At 36.7% G+C, this 18224-nt stretch carries 21 protein-coding genes; 12 read left to right on the forward strand and 9 right to left on the reverse strand.

Features of this window, described 5'->3' with window-relative positions; genetic code table 11:
- Positions 1–3: 3 nt before the first annotated feature.
- Genes FH036_RS17750 through FH036_RS17765 form a run of 4 tightly spaced genes read left to right on the forward strand, consistent with a single transcriptional unit; the run spans position 4 to position 3481 of the window.
- Complete coding sequence (locus FH036_RS17750) at positions 4–885, forward strand: SGNH/GDSL hydrolase family protein (RefSeq protein ID WP_130983674.1); 882 nt, start codon at positions 4–6, stop codon at positions 883–885.
- A complete protein-coding gene (locus FH036_RS17755; RefSeq protein ID WP_000207715.1) occupies positions 882–1799 on the forward strand; it encodes an ABC transporter ATP-binding protein in 918 nt (305 codons plus the stop codon). Before FH036_RS17750 ends, FH036_RS17755 begins: the two co-directional genes overlap by 4 nt.
- Complete coding sequence (locus FH036_RS17760) at positions 1792–2784, forward strand: ABC transporter permease subunit (protein ID WP_001206495.1); 993 nt, start codon at positions 1792–1794, stop codon at positions 2782–2784. The genes FH036_RS17755 and FH036_RS17760 overlap by 8 nt, the downstream gene beginning before the upstream one ends.
- A 19-nt stretch (positions 2785–2803) precedes the next feature.
- Positions 2804–3481 carry a uracil-DNA glycosylase gene (locus FH036_RS17765; protein ID WP_000432535.1) on the forward strand — a complete coding sequence of 226 codons (678 nt, stop codon included), beginning with the start codon at positions 2804–2806 and terminating at the stop codon, positions 3479–3481.
- A gap of 38 nt (positions 3482–3519) precedes the next feature.
- Here FH036_RS17765 and FH036_RS17770 read toward each other — a convergent pair whose 3' ends face one another.
- The 3 genes from FH036_RS17770 to FH036_RS17780 all read right to left on the reverse strand — a co-directional run bounded on the left by FH036_RS17770 (position 3520) and on the right by FH036_RS17780 (position 6366).
- Positions 3520–3813, reverse strand: a complete 294-nt coding sequence (locus tag FH036_RS17770) for a DUF3817 domain-containing protein (RefSeq protein ID WP_138320654.1) — start codon at positions 3811–3813, stop codon at positions 3520–3522.
- A 211-nt stretch (positions 3814–4024) separates the two neighbouring features.
- Positions 4025–4846, reverse strand: coding sequence for a Cof-type HAD-IIB family hydrolase (locus FH036_RS17775; protein WP_000221384.1), 822 nt, complete (start codon positions 4844–4846; stop codon positions 4025–4027).
- A 236-nt stretch (positions 4847–5082) separates the two neighbouring features.
- Complete coding sequence (locus tag FH036_RS17780; RefSeq protein ID WP_044791896.1) at positions 5083–6366, reverse strand: purine/pyrimidine permease; 1284 nt, start codon at positions 6364–6366, stop codon at positions 5083–5085.
- A 95-nt stretch (positions 6367–6461) separates the two neighbouring features.
- Between FH036_RS17780 and FH036_RS17785 the strand changes: the two genes are divergently transcribed.
- From FH036_RS17785 to FH036_RS17795, 3 genes are all read left to right on the forward strand, one after another.
- Positions 6462–7454 (forward strand): potassium channel family protein, encoded by a 993-nt coding sequence (locus FH036_RS17785; RefSeq protein ID WP_000994000.1) that lies wholly within the window; start codon positions 6462–6464, stop codon positions 7452–7454.
- A gap of 6 nt (positions 7455–7460) precedes the next feature.
- On the forward strand, positions 7461–7745 hold the full coding sequence (locus FH036_RS17790) for a YwdI family protein (protein WP_001167356.1): 285 nt from the start codon (positions 7461–7463) through the stop codon (positions 7743–7745).
- Positions 7746–7809: 64 nt separating this feature from the next.
- On the forward strand, positions 7810–8178 hold the full coding sequence (locus tag FH036_RS17795; RefSeq protein ID WP_000688322.1) for a DUF423 domain-containing protein: 369 nt from the start codon (positions 7810–7812) through the stop codon (positions 8176–8178).
- A 29-nt stretch (positions 8179–8207) separates the two neighbouring features.
- Here FH036_RS17795 and gerQ read toward each other — a convergent pair whose 3' ends face one another.
- From gerQ to hemQ, 4 genes are all read right to left on the reverse strand, one after another.
- Positions 8208–8633, reverse strand: a complete 426-nt coding sequence (gerQ, locus tag FH036_RS17800) for a spore coat protein GerQ (RefSeq protein ID WP_139896037.1) — start codon at positions 8631–8633, stop codon at positions 8208–8210.
- Between the two features lie 27 nt (positions 8634–8660).
- Positions 8661–9083, reverse strand: coding sequence for a cell wall hydrolase CwlJ (cwlJ, locus tag FH036_RS17805; RefSeq protein ID WP_000538156.1), 423 nt, complete (start codon positions 9081–9083; stop codon positions 8661–8663).
- A 175-nt stretch (positions 9084–9258) separates the two neighbouring features.
- Positions 9259–10536: a serine hydrolase gene (locus FH036_RS17810; protein ID WP_179192333.1), complete on the reverse strand. Its 1278-nt coding sequence runs from the start codon at positions 10534–10536 to the stop codon at positions 9259–9261.
- Positions 10537–10881: 345 nt separating this feature from the next.
- On the reverse strand, positions 10882–11625 hold the full coding sequence (gene hemQ / locus FH036_RS17815) for a hydrogen peroxide-dependent heme synthase (RefSeq protein ID WP_001287585.1): 744 nt from the start codon (positions 11623–11625) through the stop codon (positions 10882–10884).
- A gap of 254 nt (positions 11626–11879) precedes the next feature.
- Between hemQ and pta the strand changes: the two genes are divergently transcribed.
- Entirely contained in the window at positions 11880–12851 is a 972-nt protein-coding gene (pta, locus tag FH036_RS17820; RefSeq protein WP_000067214.1) for a phosphate acetyltransferase, read from the forward strand.
- 48 nt (positions 12852–12899) lie between these two features.
- Here pta and lipL read toward each other — a convergent pair whose 3' ends face one another.
- Positions 12900–13745: an octanoyl-[GcvH]:protein N-octanoyltransferase gene (gene lipL, locus FH036_RS17825; protein WP_000071956.1), complete on the reverse strand. Its 846-nt coding sequence runs from the start codon at positions 13743–13745 to the stop codon at positions 12900–12902.
- A gap of 165 nt (positions 13746–13910) precedes the next feature.
- Between lipL and FH036_RS17830 the strand changes: the two genes are divergently transcribed.
- Complete coding sequence (locus FH036_RS17830) at positions 13911–14501, forward strand: lipoprotein BA_5634 family protein (RefSeq protein WP_139896038.1); 591 nt, start codon at positions 13911–13913, stop codon at positions 14499–14501.
- A 28-nt stretch (positions 14502–14529) separates the two neighbouring features.
- Here FH036_RS17830 and FH036_RS17835 read toward each other — a convergent pair whose 3' ends face one another.
- Positions 14530–15222: an RsfA family transcriptional regulator gene (locus FH036_RS17835; protein ID WP_139896039.1), complete on the reverse strand. Its 693-nt coding sequence runs from the start codon at positions 15220–15222 to the stop codon at positions 14530–14532.
- Between the two features lie 387 nt (positions 15223–15609).
- Between FH036_RS17835 and FH036_RS17840 the strand changes: the two genes are divergently transcribed.
- From FH036_RS17840 to FH036_RS17850, 3 genes are all read left to right on the forward strand, one after another.
- Positions 15610–15834 carry a YuzB family protein gene (locus FH036_RS17840; protein ID WP_000526077.1) on the forward strand — a complete coding sequence of 75 codons (225 nt, stop codon included), beginning with the start codon at positions 15610–15612 and terminating at the stop codon, positions 15832–15834.
- Between the two features lie 319 nt (positions 15835–16153).
- Positions 16154–17209 carry a FecCD family ABC transporter permease gene (locus FH036_RS17845; RefSeq protein WP_000388276.1) on the forward strand — a complete coding sequence of 352 codons (1056 nt, stop codon included), beginning with the start codon at positions 16154–16156 and terminating at the stop codon, positions 17207–17209.
- Entirely contained in the window at positions 17206–18222 is a 1017-nt protein-coding gene (locus FH036_RS17850; protein WP_001260491.1) for a FecCD family ABC transporter permease, read from the forward strand. The genes FH036_RS17845 and FH036_RS17850 overlap by 4 nt, the downstream gene beginning before the upstream one ends.
- Positions 18223–18224: the final 2 nt, after the last annotated feature.

Genomic DNA, 18224 nt, shown 5'->3' on the forward strand with positions numbered 1-18224 from the left:
GGTATGAAAATCGCTTTTCAAAATTGCGTTTGGTATAATTATGGACAATCTATGGGGACTAAAAGGGGTTTTGATATGAGATCAAAAGTAGTAAAAGTAATTCTACTCATTACAATTGCATCTTTCTGTTTATTTGCATATGGCTTTGTTTCAGGTGTAAATGATGTATTAAATCCGAAAGCTTCAAATTTAATTAAAAAGACCGATGTAGTGGCAAAAGAGAAAAAGAAAACGGGAACATTACAAATCGTTAGTTTAGGTGATTCATTAACACGCGGTGTTGGTGATAAAGAAGGAATTGGTTATGTTGGACGGATGAAAGAAGATTTACAAAAAGATTATAAGCAAAAGGTTGCTTTAACTAACTTAGCGGTTAGTGGTGCGAAAATGCCTGACTTATTAAAACAAATTGAGAGTAGTGGCGCTCAATATTCAATTAAGCAAGCAGATGTAATCGTTTTAACGATTGGAGGAAATGATTTATTTCCAGGTTGGGACTCGCTTGGAAAGATAGATTTAGAAACATACCGTCCTGATACAGAAACATTCCAAAATGAAGCGAAGAAAATTATAGAAGAAGTTCGTAAGTTAAATACAGATAGCCCAATTTTTTGGCTAGGTTTATATAATCCTTTTGAAGATGTAGAAGATTTAAAAGGGTCTTCAAACATTGTTGTAGACTGGAATGCATCTTTAGAAAAATTGGCGATAAATAATAAAAATGTGTATATTACACCGACATTTGATTTATTCCAAAACCGTGGGAAAGATTTATTATACTCCGATCATTTTCATCCGAATGAAGTAGGGTATACATATATGGCGGACCGATTAGTTCAAAATGTAGCAAGTAAATTAAAACTAGAACAAGGAGGGGTAAAATGACGACGATACTTTCCGTACGAGACTTGAAGAAGGTAATTGGAAAGAAGACTCTTGTAGAGAATATTTCCTTTGATGTAAAGCAAGGAGAAGTGTTCGGGTTCTTAGGACCAAATGGTGCTGGAAAGACGACTACCATTCGAATGTTAGTCGGATTGATTAAGGCGACAGAAGGTACGATTTCTATCGGTGGTTATTCGATTAAGGAAAATTTTAGAGAAGCGATGCGTCAAATTGGGAGTATCGTTGAAAACCCAGAGTTGTATACATATTTAACGGGATGGGAAAATTTAAAGCAATTTGCTCGTATGTTAGGTGATATATCAGATGAACGTATTATTGAAATTGCTGAAATGGTTCATTTGGATGAAAGAATTCATGACAAGGTAAAAACGTACTCACTTGGTATGAAACAACGACTTGGAATTGCGCAGGCGCTCCTTGGGAATCCAAAATTGCTCATATTAGATGAGCCAACGAATGGTTTAGATCCAGCAGGGATTAGGGAACTTAGGGAATTTATACATAAGCTTGTGAAAGAAGAAAATATGAGCGTGTTTATTTCAAGTCATTTGCTAAGTGAAGTGCAAATGATATGCGATCGCGTTGCTATTATTCATAAAGGAAAGATGATAACAGTTGCCAAGGTTGAAGAATTAATTAAAACAGCAAGTGACCGCGTAGAATGGATTGTTACGCCGATTGGGAAGGCAAAAGATATGCTAGAAGATGCTGAGGAAGTAAGAGAAGTGAGTATAGAAGGTGATCGATTACTATGCCGCATGAATATCGCATCTATAAGTAATTGGAATAAACATTTTGTAGAAAACGGGATAGATGTACATAGTGTTAAGGAACTTGTATTTACGCTAGAAGATTTATTTATTGAACTCACAAGGGGTGAGCAGCATGCGTGAATTTGCGAATCTAGTTTTAAACGAATCGGAGAAGATTTATCGTAAGAAGCGTATTTTTGTTGTTATGCTTATTTTAGCAATCTTAATCCCGCTCTTCGTGTATGCGCAGTATCGTGAAATAGAAACAACACAAAAAAGGCTAGGTACAACGGATTGGAAAGTTTCGCTGCAGCAACAAATCGTTGATTCTCAAAACCGTTTGAACAATTCTAGGTTGCCAGAAGAATGGCGTGATTGGTTAAAGGTAAGAGTTGAGCAGCAACAATATTATTTAGATCATGATATTAACCCGATGGCACCGGGCGCACCAACTTTTGTAAGGGCGTTTATTGAGCAAGGAATTACATTATTTATTCCACTTCTCGTAATGATTGTCGCCATTGATATTGTTTCAGGAGAACGAAGTGATGGAACGATGAAGATGTTACTTACGCGGCCGATTCGGCGCTGGAAAATACTCCTTAGTAAATACGTAACGATGTTATTTTTCATTTCGCTCATACTGCTCCTTGTAGGTGTGTTTGCTTACGTATTATCAGGGCTTGTATTTGGATACTCGGGATGGAATTTACCTGTTTTAACTGGATTTGTTATTGATAAGGAAACGTTAAATACGAATTTTGTACATCTTATTCCGCAGTGGCAATACATCCTAATGGCGTATGGACTAGCCTGGTTTGTTGCTATCGTTGTCGGAACTATATCATTTATGGTCTCTGTTTTAATTCGTAATACACCAGCTGGTATGGGCGTTATGCTAGCTGCATTAATTGCAGGCGGTATTTTAAGCTCGTTCGCAACATCTTGGGAAGGTGCGAAATATATTTTTAGTGTGAATTTATCATTAACAGATTATCTATCAGGAAAACTACCTGCATTACAAGGTTTATCGATGGAGTTTTCTTTAATGAATTTAACGGTTTGGGCAGTTGTTTCCCTTATCATTTCATTTGTAGTATTTACAAAACAGGATATGGTGAATTAATTAGACGGGAAGTGAAAGCATGGAAAATGTTTTAAAAAATGATTGGGGGCCATTATTGGCACCAGAATTTGAGAAAGAATATTATCGTAAGCTAGCTGATTTTTTGAAAGAAGAGTACAGTACACATGTTGTTTACCCAAAGAAAGAAGATATTTTTAACGCTCTAGAGTATACAAGTTATGAAAATACAAAGGTCGTTATTTTAGGACAAGATCCATATCATGGACCGAATCAAGCGCATGGTTTAAGCTTTTCTGTGCAACCCGGTATTAAAACGCCACCGTCGTTGTTAAATATGTATAAAGAACTTCGAGATGAATATGGGTATGATATTCCAAATAACGGTTATTTAGTAAAGTGGGCAGAGCAAGGCGTTTTATTATTAAATACTGTATTAACAGTTCGACAAGGTGAAGCAAATTCTCATAAGGGAAAAGGATGGGAGCATTTCACAGATCGCGTAATTGAGCTATTAAATGAACGTGAAAAGCCAGTTATTTTCATATTGTGGGGACGCCATGCACAGGCGAAGAAAAAATTAATTACAAATACGAAGCACCACATTATCGAATCTGTACATCCAAGCCCACTATCAGCAAGACGTGGTTTCTTCGGAAGTAAGCCATACTCTAAAGTAAATACGATTTTAGCTAATATGGGCGAGAGGGAAATTGATTGGGAAATTCCAAATTTGTAAATAAAAAAGGTAGTTAACAGTCGTTAACTACCTTTTCATTATTGTTGCTCGTTCTTTAATTTTGCATCTAGTACAAACGTGCCAAATGGGATAACTGATGAAACGAATGCCCCAAGTGCCCATAAAATTGATTTACGGTGTACGATTGTTACTTGAATTACTGCGAAGATAAATAAAATAAATAAAACACCGTGAGCCATGCCTGTAATTTTAACAGCTGCTGCAAATCCTGCGAAATATTTTAATGGCATTGCTACAAATAATAGTAGTAGAAAAGAAATCCCCTCAATAAGTCCAATTGCTCTTAATCGTCCGATTGGTGTAGATAACATGTAAAATAGCCTCCCTTAACGTATGCTTGTTTATAGTAAATTTGTATTCTTTTTTAAAATAAAATAGTCTATTTTGTTTCATTATATACAAAAAGAAACTTTACACTACGAGAATAGTGTAAAGTTCAAAATATAGTCACAAAAGCATGGTAATTTAAATAAAAACCTATTTGAAGTGTTTGACTTCAAATAGGTTTTATGAGTGGAAATATTAAACAAGTGCTTCTTTTTTTAGTACGAACTTCTCTACAACCTTTGCTACACCATCGTTCATATTTGTATCTGTTACATAGTTTGCAATTTCCTTAATATCATCAGGTGCATTGCCCATTGCAACACCAAGACCGGCGAATTCAATCATCGCCTGATCGTTATAGCTATCGCCCATTGCGATAACTTCTTCGCGCTTAATGCCAAGTTTTTGGATTAATTGGTTTAAGCTCGTTCCTTTTGTAACACCGGCTTCAGTAAATTCTAAGAAGAATGGTTTAGAACGCATAACGCTTAATTGTCCTTCTAGTTGTTTTTGTAATTTCTTTTCTACTTCAACAAGGCGTTCAGCTTCTTTATTCATTAATACTTTTACTACAGGCTCTTTAACAGCAGCTTTAAAGTCATCTACTACAACAATTGGCATACCAGTAATATCGCCCTCAATTTCAGTATAAGGATTATTTTCTTCTGTTACGATATCATCGCCCATATAAGTATGAATCCATACATCTTCAGTTTTACTAATTTCAAATAGGTTGTGAACGATTTCAGGAGATAGCGTACTACTAAAGATTTCTTCGTTTGTTTTACAGTTAATAATTTTTGCGCCATTAAAAGATAGAATGAAACTGCCGTATTCTTCTAAACGAAGTTCTTTCGCTACATTGCGCATACCAAACGTTGGACGTCCGGAAGCAAGTACAACTTTTACACCTTGTTCTTGTGCAGTCATTAGTGCTTCTTTCGTACGAGGTGAAATAGTATGGTCGTCACGTAATAAAGTATCATCTAAATCTAAAACAATCATTTTATAAGTCATATTGAAAATTCCTCTCTTTGTTGAAATAGAAATAAAGTTTTATGAAGATATTGGGGAATATATAGTAAGACATCGAACTTCTTTATGTGAAATTAGGAGAAGTTCTATATTGATAGTATAAATTACCATGAGCGTGCTGCCCATGATAATTTATACCGCTAATGCCTAATTAGTTTTCACTTTACCATTATCGTAACAACTCTAAAGATAGAGTGCAATAATGGAAGTTTTCCAATTTACGATACTTGTTTTGTTGTCGAACGAGAAAATAGTATTTCTAGTAAGATTGCCATTACAGCCCCAAGAACGAGACCATTACTTAGGAATGAAGCTAGAAATGGTGGAAGCGTGGAATATGCTTCTGCTGGAACGAACATAACCCCAATTCCTGTGAAGATTGACAGACCTGCTACTTTAAATAATCGTTCTTTATCCTGTACCGTTTCGTATTCTCGAAAGGCGAGACCGATCATGCTTGCAAATACAGGATAAATGGCAGCATAACCAACTGCAACTGGGATTGCCGCAAAGAATGAAGTGATCTTTGGGAATATACTAACGACAATAATAAAGCTTGACCCTAATATAAATGGGAGGCGTTTATAAATATTAGTCGTTGCAATAAAACCTGCTGATCCAGAAATAGCGACAGGTCCGATAGCCGAAAACAGGCCCCCTAGTAATTGATTGATTCCTGTTATAATACCGGCCTGTTTAAAACGATCTGATGCAGCATTTTCTTCATATTTAGAGACAACCTTTTGTACAACGCGAATACTTGCTAACATATTTGTTAGAAGTAAGAGTGTAACGAAAATGACCGTAATTACCATGTTCCATTCAACACGAGGCATTCCGAAAACAAATAGGGATGGAAAACGGATTATATCTGTCACTGGTGTTATTGGATTAGATAATCCGAAGCATGCGAATAATATCCAGCCACAGACGATACTGAAAAGAACAGAATATTGTCCGATAATAGGTAGCTTCATGATGAAAAAGGATAGTAAAATAACAATGAGTGAAAGAATAAATACGTTAGGTTGTACTTCTGTATGTTTTCCATCCAGGCCGAACATTCCTTTTAAGAAGGAACCACTAAGTTGTGCAACAAGAAGAAATAAGTACGTTCCAATGACTGTCGGTGTAAAATAGCGAACGAGTTTATCAATAAGTCCAAAAACGCTAAGAATAATACAAATGATACCGCTTAATAAGAAAGCATATTGAAGAACTTTAAGTGTCTCATTGTTTGATCCAAATAATACGACACCTAAACTTGCATATAGGGAGAAAATTCCCCACCAAAGGCCAGCAGGACCTTCTTGAATAGGAAGTTTATGCCCAAATATAGCTTGCAGTAGACCAGCAAAGCCTAGAACAAATAATGTTCTTTGTACGAATGCGATAGCTTCAGCGCCATCAAGACCATAACTAGTTGCGACGCTAATTGGTACAATAAGACTCCCAGCTAAAATAAATAGTGCCCATTGTAAGGCGGAAAGAAATGTTTTCATTATATCAACCTCTTTCATAGATTCCGTATCTAGTATATATGTATTTCATTTCCACTGGCAAAGATTGTAGATAGAGAAAAGAGTTGAAACATGATATGAATGCACGTAAGCAATTATGGATAGCAGTTATATGTATGACTTTTGTTGTAATTTTAGGAACGCTAGGATTTATGACGATTGAAGAGATTAGTTTGTTTCAAGCATTTTGGATGACGATGATTACTGTATTAACTGTTGGATACGGAGATGCCATTCCTGTAACACAGGCAGGAAAAGTTTTTGCGCTCCTTATCATACCGATTGGAGTCGGTATCGTTACATATGCAATCGGTGTAGTGGCAGCTATGATTATTGAAGGGAACCTATTTCATGCAGTACGGAGGAAGAAGATGGATAAACAAATAGCACAGTTACAAAATCATATTATCGTATGTGGTTGCGGTAGAGTAGGGCTTCAAGTTGTACATGAATTGCAAGAAAAGAAAATTCCATTTGTCGTCGTGGATAAGGATGAAAGCATATTAGAGAAGGAAAAGCTTTTATATGTACATGGAGATGCAACAGAAGACCAAGTGTTACATCATGCTGGGATTTCAAAGGCAGCTGGTTTAGTTGCTATCGTAGCAAATGACGCTGAAAATGTATTTATTACGTTAACTGCAAGAGGATTAAACGATGCAATTAAAATTGTGGCAAGAGCAGAAAAACCAGAAACCGAAGACAAATTAAAGAGGGCTGGTGCAAATAAGGTGATTAATCCATCTAGTATGGCAGGGATTCATATTGCAAAAGGTATTGCGAATCCGCTAACAGTTCATTATATTGATACAGTACTGTATGGCGTGGAGCAGTCATTTGTAATTGAAGAAATTGCAGTCGGTGAGGGCTCTATTTTAGCTAATAAATCATTATTAGAGAGTGATGTTAGAAATCAATTTGATGTAACAATTTTAGCGATTTTGAGAAATGGGAATGTTATACATAATCCAACAGGGCAGGAAAAGTTGCAAGAACATGATATGATAATAGTATTTGGTTCAGTAGAGAAGCTGGGACAATTTGAGAAAGAACTACAAAGTACGAGGTGATAAGGGATGCAAATATCAAGCGATAAGATTTTAAATAAAATGGCGAATGAAATTGCAAAGGCAAAAAGTAGTGAAGGACAAAAATCAAAAGAACATGTATTAGTTGTGCGTGCTTTATGTGATTTATTATTAGATGAGCAAGTTGAATCTTCTACGTATAGAGAGCCACAAGTTCAATCACAAATAATTGGATCAAAACCAATCACGATGCAACCAATTGCACCGGTTTCTAATGAGCCAGTATATATAAAAGAAAGTGATGCAAACGGTAATTCTTTATTTGATTTTTAGAGGATAAATCGTTTGGCTTATATGAAAAAATTGCTTATGATAAAAGTAAAAAAGGGGAATTAAGATGAAAATTTTCTTTTTACTAGGTTGTATTGCAGCGGGGCTATCTGTTGCGTTAGGGGCTTTCGGAGCACACGGTTTAGAAAATAAAGTTTCTGCAAAAATGTTAGAGGTTTGGAAAACAGGTGTTACATATCAAATGTTTCATGCAGGTGGACTATTTGTAGTTGCTTTATTGATGGATAAAATTCAATCATCACTTTTAACTACTGCTGGCTGGCTTATGGTAGCCGGGATTATTATGTTTTCAGGTAGTTTGTATGCATTAAGTACGACGGGTATTAAGTTCTTTGGCCCAATTACACCTCTTGGTGGTGTGGCGTTTATTGTGGCATGGATCTTAGTCGGAACTGCAGTTGTAAAAGGATTATAAAAACAAAAGCTGGCATATGCCAGCTTTTTTTATGGTCTTGGAGCATAAGTAGCTTGTTGACTAGGTAAATACGTAATTTCTTCTGGGAATTCCACATAATCTAAGTAAATCATTAGTAGTAAATAACGTTTCCCTGATTGTGGCTCACTAATTACAATATGATCACGACCAGCAGCTTCGATAATACCCGTGTACGATTGTGTACCAAGTGAGCTACCACGTTCATAAGTCATTACAACTGTGGCTTGCTTGCCTTTGTTCAAGCGGAGAATATTTTCAATATATGACTGTTCTAGAGGTAACATACCTTGAGAAACAGCATATTGAGCTTGCGCAGCTTGTTGTTGCATTGCTTGCTGTTGCTGTTGCTGTTGCGTCATTTGTTGCGGTTGTACATATGTTCCAGATGGTTGATAGAAACCTGTTCCGTAATACGGATTTTGTTGCTGTGCCATTTAAAAATCCCTCCTTGTTTTCATTCCTTAATATATGCTAGGGCAATCCCCAGCATTTGGCTGGAAGAAGCAGTGCTTCTTGAAGCGACCAGAGTTTTGCTGGTTATACCAAGTTGGTGGACATGCACCTTCAGGCCTAAAAAACCATAAGGCAAAGTTGGCAGGCCAGAAACGTTGTCCTTGAATCGTTCGCCTTGCTAAGGCGATATCTTGCTCCCTTGCTCGTTGATAAAAATATCCTTTTTGTGTTGCCTCAAAACCACCAGGGTTTTGATACACCATTTGACGTAAATTACGTATTTTTTTAAAATCTAAACAATTTCCGCGGACACGATTTACCCCAACATTTCCGACCATTAACATCCCCTGTTGTCCTTCTCCTTCAGCTTCAGCACGCATCAATCTAGCTAATAACTTAACATCTTCTTCGTTATAAGCAATAACACCCATTATGTGTCACCTCTGTTTTTGGAATACCTTTTGGAAAGAGGTTTATCTCTAGATGAAGTGTGTAACAATTACTAGTTCATACGTATGAGAAAAAGGACTCAGATATGACAACCAAACGAAGTTTTACATTGAGAGGGGAATATAAAAAAAGCTAGCGTGAGCTAGCTTTTCATCATTAAAATACTTTAGACCATAAGTTTGAGAAGAAATCTCCAATAGAGCGCATTGATAACACAAACCAGTTTGCTTTTTCAACTTCTTCTGTCGTTTTTGCGGTAACTTTCATACTTTTACTACCGTCTAAGAAACCATATTTATCAGTTGATTCTAAAGTAATCGATCCTACTTTGGCACCTTTCTTAATAGGAGCAACTAAATGACCATCTTCAGCAAGAGATTTATCAACTTCAGTTCCAATTTTATAAGGATCTTTGCTACCTTTTTTCGCAATTACGGTTATTTCTTTTTCCGGTGCAACAGTGACTTGGTCTTCTTTCCCTTGTACTACAGAGAGTGTATTGTTTTTATCGACCTTTAGTTTTTGTTTTTCGAAGTTATTAAACCCGTATTCGATTAACTCACGAGATTCCGTGAAGCGCTCGTCCATTGATTTTGTTTTAATAATAACCGAAATAAGACGTACATCACCACGTTTAGCAGTAATAGTAAATCCGTACCCAGCTGTATCAGAACTTCCGGTTTTTAAACCATCAGTACCTTCATAAGCGAAAGCAGCTCCTGGTAACATCCAGTTCCAGTTTTCCATACGAATTGGTTTCGGATGATTATCTGGGAAGTTTCTAAATCTTTGTTTTGTATCCTCTAGCATTTCTGGATACTTTGTAATCATTGCTTTTGAAAGTATACCCATATCGCGAGCTGACATAGAGTTTTCTGCATTTGGATCAGTACCCTCAGGATGTTTTCCTTTTAAGTCAGCGTTATTTAAACCAGTAGCGTTTACAAATTTATATTTCTTTAACCCTAGTTTTTTTGCATGTTCATTTGCAAGATTTAAGAAGTTTTTCTCACTTCCTGCAAGAAGTTCTGCTAAGGCAATACTAGATCCGTTTGCAGAGAAGATAACGATAGAATGATATAGTTCTCTTACAGTATATTGACGTCCTTTTTCGAACGGCACGTTAGAGAATTCATTATTACGTGAAACTTCATAAGCGTAATCGGAAATATTTACCTTTGTATCCCAAGTGATTTTTCCTTCTTTAATTGCTTCTAACACGGCATAAACAACAATTAATTTTGACATACTAGCGATAGCTAGTAATTCATCTGGATTTTGTTCATGCAGTATTTTTCCTGTATCTGCATCAAATAGAAGTGCAGCAGCTGCCTCAATGTGTATTTTTTCTTCCGCATGGGATGTTGTTACTCCTAAGGAAGAAATTGACAATAGGAACACTAGTAAAATAGAAAAGATTTTCTTCATATACATTATCACCTTCGCATCGTTATTAGCATATAGCTCGTACCATTTTAGCATAAATTTGGATATAGAAAGGTTACAATTTTGTAAGGTATTTAAAAGGGGTTTGTCGATTTTTGTTCAAATTTGCGGAAAAAAGAAGTTTTTTGAGGAGAAATATAGAGGGGAATCAAAAAAGGAACGAATTTCGTTCCTTTTTCACGATTTACCCCGCATTAACGGACAGTAAGATCCCCACCTCAAAATTAAGCAAAAGCAAGGATTAGGTAGGCGATCAACTGCCCGTAAAAGCCCGATTGGTTCAACTAATAATCAGTGGGGATGAACAAAATCCCCACTGATTAAAGTTTCACTTTATATGTGTAAAAATTTCTCTACCTTTTCGTCTGGTAAAATGTTTCCGACGAAAAATGTTCCGAATTCACCATAACGAGCACTTACTTCATCGAAGCGCATTTCATATATAAGCTTTTTAAATTGAAGAACATCGTCAGCGAATAATGTTACGCCCCACTCAAAATCGTCGAATCCAACAGATCCTGAAATAACTTGGCGTACTTTACCTGCATACTGGCGACCAATTTTACTATGACTGTACATCATTTTCTTACGTTCCTCCATCGGAAGCATGTACCAGTTGTCATCACCTTGGCGACGCTTGTCCATTGGATAGAAGCAAATATGATTTGCTTTCGGTAACTCAGGATATAAGCGAGCTAAGATTTGTGGATTTTGGTATGGATCTTCATCAGCTGGAAGGTAGTTGCTTAGTTCAACAACAGATACGTAAGAGTATGCAGGAACCATATATTCAGCTAAAGTTGTTTTATTCAATTCTGTCTCAATTTCATTTAACTCTTCCATTGTTGGACGTAAAATCATAAGCATAATATCAGCTTTTTGGCCAACAACTGTATACATTGCGTGACTGCCCTTTTTTGCAGCAGCTACGTCGTTCCATTTTTCAACGACATTTAAAAATTCAGACACAGCTTGTCCGCGTTCGTCGCTAGATAATGTTTTCCATGCAGCCCAATCAATAGAACGTAAATCATGTAAACAATACCAGCCATCTAACGTTGTTGTTGCTTCACTCATTCTATTCACCTCAGTTAATGATAGTTTTACACGTTAACTATAGCATATATAGTTTTAAAATCATCTATATAAAACCTTGGCGCATAAAATTGTCACATTTAAGTGTTTAAGCAAGGTGAATTTAACGGCTGAATTTTATGAAAATATAATCATTTTTATTTTATCTATTTTTTGGGAGCTATAAGTTTAAAATATAGAGGAAAAGAAGTATTCTTAAAGATAGAGTTTTTTAACATATGTAGGAGGGTTTATTCGTGAGCAACTTATTTACAACAGTAAAAGAAAAAGTTCAAGGAAAAGGCATTTCTATCGTACTTCCTGAAGGAACTGATGAAAGAATTTTAGGCGCTGCAGAGCGTTTAGCAAAAGAAGAGTTAGTAAAACCAATCTTAGTTGGTAATAAAGAAGAAATTAGCGCAAAAGCTGCTAGCATGAATTTAACATTAGCAGGCGTTGATATTTACGATCCAGCTACATACGAAGAAATGGATGCAATGGTAGCATCTTTCGTTGAACGCCGTAAAGGTAAAGCAACTGAAGAAGACGCTCGCAAAATCCTTAAAGACGAAAACTACTTCGGTACAATGCTTGTATACATGGGCAAAGCACACGGTTTAGTAAGTGGTGCAGCTCACTCTACAGCTGATACAGTTCGTCCAGCACTTCAAATCATTAAAACAAAACCAGGCGTTACAAAAACTTCTGGCGTATTCATCATGGTACGTGAAGAAGAGAAATATGTATTCGCTGATTGTGCAATTAACATTGCACCAAATAGCCAAGATTTAGCTGAAATTGGTATCGAAAGTGCGAAAACTGCTGAACTATTCGGCATTGATCCACGCGTTGCTATGTTAAGCTTCTCTACAAAAGGTTCTGCGAAATCTCCAGAAACAGAAAAAGTTGTAGAAGCAACTCGCATTGCAAAAGAAATGGCTCCAGAATTAGCTCTAGATGGAGAATTCCAATTCGATGCTGCATTCGTACCATCTGTAGCTGAGAAAAAAGCTCCAGGTTCTACAATTAAAGGTGATGCTAACGTATTCGTATTCCCAAGCTTAGAAGCTGGTAATATCGGCTACAAAATCGCTCAACGTTTAGGTAACTTCGAAGCAGTAGGACCAATCTTACAAGGTTTAAACATGCCTGTAAACGACCTATCTCGTGGATGTAACGAAGAAGAAGTGTACAAGTTAGCTTTAATTACAGCAGCTCAAGCACTTTAATTCTATAACGAATTGAAATAAAGACCGTCGCTAAAATAGCGACGGTCTTTATTTTTCTAAGCCAAGTGCTTTATTGTTACGATCAATAATACGTTGTAAATTCGTCTCATATAAAGGTATTTCATCTATTGTTAATTGAGATGGTGTTAACTTTGGAGCGAATTGCTGCAATGTTTTTAAAAGGCGCATCATTAAATCTTGTACTGTAATGGTTTCGCCAAGTAATTCTGAAAGTGAAGCCATCGTACTCGGTACAATTTCAGGATAAGTAAAGCGTGTTTCTTCTCCTTGAATGGCTAGGTTGTAGAAATCACGAACGAGTGCGGCACGTTCAGAGCCACTTCCTGTAGCACAGAGATAAATTTGGACAGCGACACCACCGCGAATACGGCGCTGTGAAATACCAGCAAATTTTTGATCGCGAATACTTAAATCGTAGCTACCAGGGCAGTAAGAACCAACGATTTCTTTTGCCTCAATTGTAACATCGTAATCCTTTAACATTTCCTGAATTAAATGCCACATTGTATCGTATCCAAGATCAATATCGATACCTTTTTCCGTCTCTTGGAATAAAAGCGATACGTTTAACACACCTTCATCAAGTACGACTGCAAGTCCGCCAGAATTACGAACGATAACATTGAAGTTGTTTTCTTTTAAAAAGGAAATTCCTTCTTCCAAGTGCGGTAGGCGTGAATCTTGAATGCCAAGAACAATTGTATTGTGATGAACCCAAGAACGCATTGTTGCAGCTGATTGACCATTTCCGATACTTGTGCATAATGTGTCGTCCATTGCGAATGACTGCAATGCATGGAATGTTGGTCCCAAACTAGACTGATCTACAATACGCCACTCTGGCTGAGATAAAATGGAACGGGAATTGCTCATATAACTAACCCCTTATCTTTAAAATGACAATCTCTATTATAGCAAAAAATAATGAAAGTAGTTTTTAAGAGAAAACCTTACTGAATTGTAAGGAAAGTGAATTGGTTAAATGATCTAAGATGGCTAAACTAAGAGATGTAATTATTGATTTTAGGAGGCATACAAATGAAAAATGTTAAATTAGGAATCGTAGCGATTATGTCAGCTGCTGTATTTAGTGGCTGTTCTATTATGGATATGATTGCACCACAAGCAACGGGTGTTGTTATGTACGGAGATGAAACAGGCGTTCAACAAACAATGGATCAATATAAAGATAAAATTGAATCTCAAAATAAATTTGAAGCTAAACTAGGTACTGTTAATGAGAAAAAGGTTTTAATCATGAATAAAACAACGGCTGAGAAGATGGTAAAGGAAAACATGCTGAAAAAAGTAGTGAAAGAAGATGTAGAACCTATTAAAGCATTGCCGGCTATTTCTGATGAAGCTGGAATTGTATTTGCTAAAGAGGAACAAAAAGATGTAGTAATTGATGGAAAGAAAATGAAGTACGAAGGCAAGGTAGTAATTGGTGATGCACGTAAATATACAGATATGTATGCAGTTGTTAGTGATGCAGAATATGCAAAAATAAGTGAACCGGTAAAAACAATTGGTTTAGCATCCTTTAAAGAGAATCCAAAGGAAAAGATTTTCCCAGATATAAAGAGGGATTCTAAAGTAGAAGAAGCACATATGGTTGAAGTGAAATAACAAAAAGGATGCATGTAATGCATCCTTTTTACTCTGCAATTTTTTCTAAATTACCGTTTCGATCCATTCGGAAAGATGTTTGAGAACGTTCTTCTTCATCCATGACTGCCAACTTACGAGCGCGGTTCATAATGTTCATAAGTGTTTCGTAATCTTCTTGTACAGTATGAGATTGTTTTTCTAATTTTTCCAGTTTCTTTTCTAGTTCTTCATTTCGAAGGATTTGTGATTTAATTTCTTGTTTCAATCTCGTATTCTCGTTTTCAAGAGCTGTCACTTTTATATTTGAAGATCCGACTGTTTGTAAAAAATAAATAACATCTTGCATTGTCATAGAGCCTTTTGCAGTAGGAACGGTAGTTTCTTGATATGGAGTAGCTTCTTTATATTGTACAATTGATTCCTCTTGTACGAACTCTTCATAATTAGTTATCGGATCTGAAGCTGGTGGTGTATAAAGTAAACGTTTTTTCGCTTGTTCACCACTTGCAGCACGCATTTTATCTTTACGATGTTTTTTTGCTAGTTGAAGAGCTTGTTCATAGCTATAGCGAACAACAGCATTCCAACGGAAACCACAGGCAGCCGATGTACGATTTAATCTGTCTCCTACTTCTTCAAATGCATTTAATTGGGTACTTCCTTCTCGAACGTGACGAAGTACAGTTTCAGCAAGTAATAAATCATCCTCATCCGTCCAAGCATCTTGTCTTACTTTCATAGATTCAACTCCCTTTCTTTTTATGAACTTCCTATTTTTATAATGGGCAAAAAAGTGAGCTTTTATACAAAGCTTTTAAAAATATGGTAGATTTCGATGAGAGGTATAAAGTGAAACTTTAATCAGTGGGGAGGTTCTTCATCCCCCACCTAACTTCTTTGCTTTCGCTGAATTTTAAGGTGGGGATCTTACTGCCCATTAAAGCGGGATAAATTTTGCCAAGAATGATGGAAGGTGCTGTAGGAAAACATATAAATATGTAGCATTATATGAGGAAAGAGCGTCGAAAGGAAACTTGCAACGAGCTTCAAAGAGCGGTAAAATACCATTTAGTGTTTATTTTTAAATGTACTTGAGAAAAGTTTAAAATAGAGGAAGTGTTATATAATGGGAAACGAATTTCGTGTGTGTGATGATTGTCAGGCAACGAACGTTAAAACGCTGATTCCAAAGCTAAAAAAAGTAGATTCATGTGCAACGATTGAAGTTGGATGTCAGTCTTACTGTGGCCCTGGCCGTAAAAAATCATTCGCATTTGTAAATAATCGTCCAGTTGCAGCGCCAACAGAAGATGAATTAATTGTAAAAATTGAGGCAAAGTTAAATAAGTAAGGAAAAGAAGAGTGAACAGATTACTCTTCTTTTTTTTATGCCCATAAGAGGAAGAATCTATTCTGAGAAAGCTTAACTGGTGATGATAATAGTTCATGACAGATAGGCATTATCTATTTATTAAGGTCTCAACCTATATGAATTTGTATTTCAAAATAATGGTTGACAGTCTTTTGAAGCGATAGGTAGAATAGAAGGTGTCTGATTCTGAGAATCATTATCAGAAAAGGGCCGATTCATTTAATTTTTTTATTGCTATTTGAGAATAAATTTCATTTCATTAAATTAAACATATGTTGTTGGTTAGGATGGTTGAGGGATGGAAGCGAGCGCAAGGAGTATAGAACAGCAAGATGTGAATGTTAAAGAGATTAAGAGCAGGCCGCTCATTGCTTCTATTATTTTAGTAGCAGGTACAATTTTGTTAGCTTTAAGCATGGCACTGTCTATTTCGTTTGGTGCTGCAGATATTAGTTTAAAGACTGTATGGCAAGCTGTATTTCAGTTTGACGGTTCTATTACGCATCATAATGTAATTCAAGAACTTCGCATGCCTAGAGCAATAGGGGGCGTAGTAGCAGGTGCCTTTTTAGCGGTATCAGGAGCAATTATGCAAGGTATGACGCGAAATCCACTTGCATCACCATCGTTAATGGGGATTACAGATGGGGCTGTATTTGGAATTGCAATTATGTATGCATTCTTCCCTAATTCACCTTATTTAATGTTCGTTATCGCATCTTTTATTGGTGCTGCGTTTGGAGCGAGCATTGTATATGGAATTGGATCTTCTTCACCAGGTGGATTAACGCCTGTGAAATTAGCTTTAGCGGGTGCCGCGATTAGTGCTTTATTAGGGGCCATTTCATCTGGAATTGCGCTATATTTCAATCTTGCCCAAGAGGTAAGTATGTGGAATGCAGGCGGAGTTGCTGGAGTGAAATGGGAAAGTATTAATATGTTAGTACCGATTGGTCTAGTTTGTCTCTTCATTGCAATTATGATGTCGAGGTATATTACAATTTTAAGCTTCGGTGAAGAAATTGCGATTGGACTTGGTCAAAATACGACATTAATTAAATTTATCGGGACAGTACTTGTTCTTGTGTTAACAGGTTCGGCAGTTTCTATGGCAGGATCGGTTGGATTTGTTGGCCTTGTCATCCCACATATGACTCGTTTCCTTGTAGGCTCAGACTATAGATGGGTTATTCCATGTTCTGCGGTCTTAGGCGGGCTGTTAATTGAATGTGCAGATATGTTATCTCGCGTTATTAATCCGCCGTTTGAAACGCCAATTGGAGCAATTACAGCGCTAATTGGGGTTCCATTCTTCCTCTACTTAGCACGTAACGAAGGGAGAGGAAAAATGTGAGGACAAGTGCCTTAACAAAAAAGAACATTTCGGTTTTAACAATTTTAGTAGGATTAATCGTTACTGTATTTTTAGTGAGTTTAAATACAGGGACATTTAAAATACCGCCAATGGACGTATTAAAGTCATTGGTTGGACTCGGGGCTGAAGATCAGTCTGTTATTTTATTTGAATTCCGTATGCCGCGTATGGTCATTGCTATATTAGTTGGATCTGCTTTAGCGATGTCAGGTGCGATTTTGCAAGGGTTATCACGAAATCCACTTGCTGATCCAGGTATTATCGGTATTAACGCTGGAGCGGGATTAACAGTTGTTATCTTTGTCTACTTTTTCTTCGGGAAAGTAGGAACTGGTACATTTTTATCTGTATTCATTCTTCCGTTCTTCGCACTAGTTGGAGCGATATTAGCAGCTGTTATTATTTATTTACTAGCATGGAAAGATGGTGTTTCATCGACTCGATTGATACTGGTTGGTATCGCTGTTGCAGCCGGGTTTGGTGCTGTTAGTTTAATTTTTTCTATGAAGATGACATCTAACGATTTCCGTTTTGCTACGATTTGGTTAGCAGGAAGTCTATGGGGCACAGATTGGAAGTTTGTACTAAGTGTACTTCCATGGATGGTTATTTTCATGCCACTTGCCATTAGTAAAGCTCACATATTAAACGTAATGAACCTAGGCGACTCCACAGCAGTTGGCCTTGGTGTAAATGTAGAAAAAGAAAGACGTAAATTATTATTTATTGCAGTTTGTTTAGCTGGTGCATCTGTCGCTGTTGCTGGAGGAATTGGTTTTATCGGTTTAATGGCTCCGCATTTAGCGAGGCGCCTTGTTGGTGGTAAACATCAAATTATGCTGCCTACGGCTGCACTAATAGGAACGTTTTTACTTTTATTCGCAGACGTAATTTCAAGAAGTGTGTTAACAACTTCAGAAATACCGGTCGGTCTTGTTATCTCTGTAATTGGTGCACCGTATTTCATATACTTACTTATGAGGACAAAATAAAG

The sequence above is a fragment of the Bacillus sp. CD3-5 genome (genome assembly GCF_006349665.1).
Classification (GTDB): domain Bacteria; phylum Bacillota; class Bacilli; order Bacillales; family Bacillaceae_G; genus Bacillus_A; species Bacillus_A paranthracis.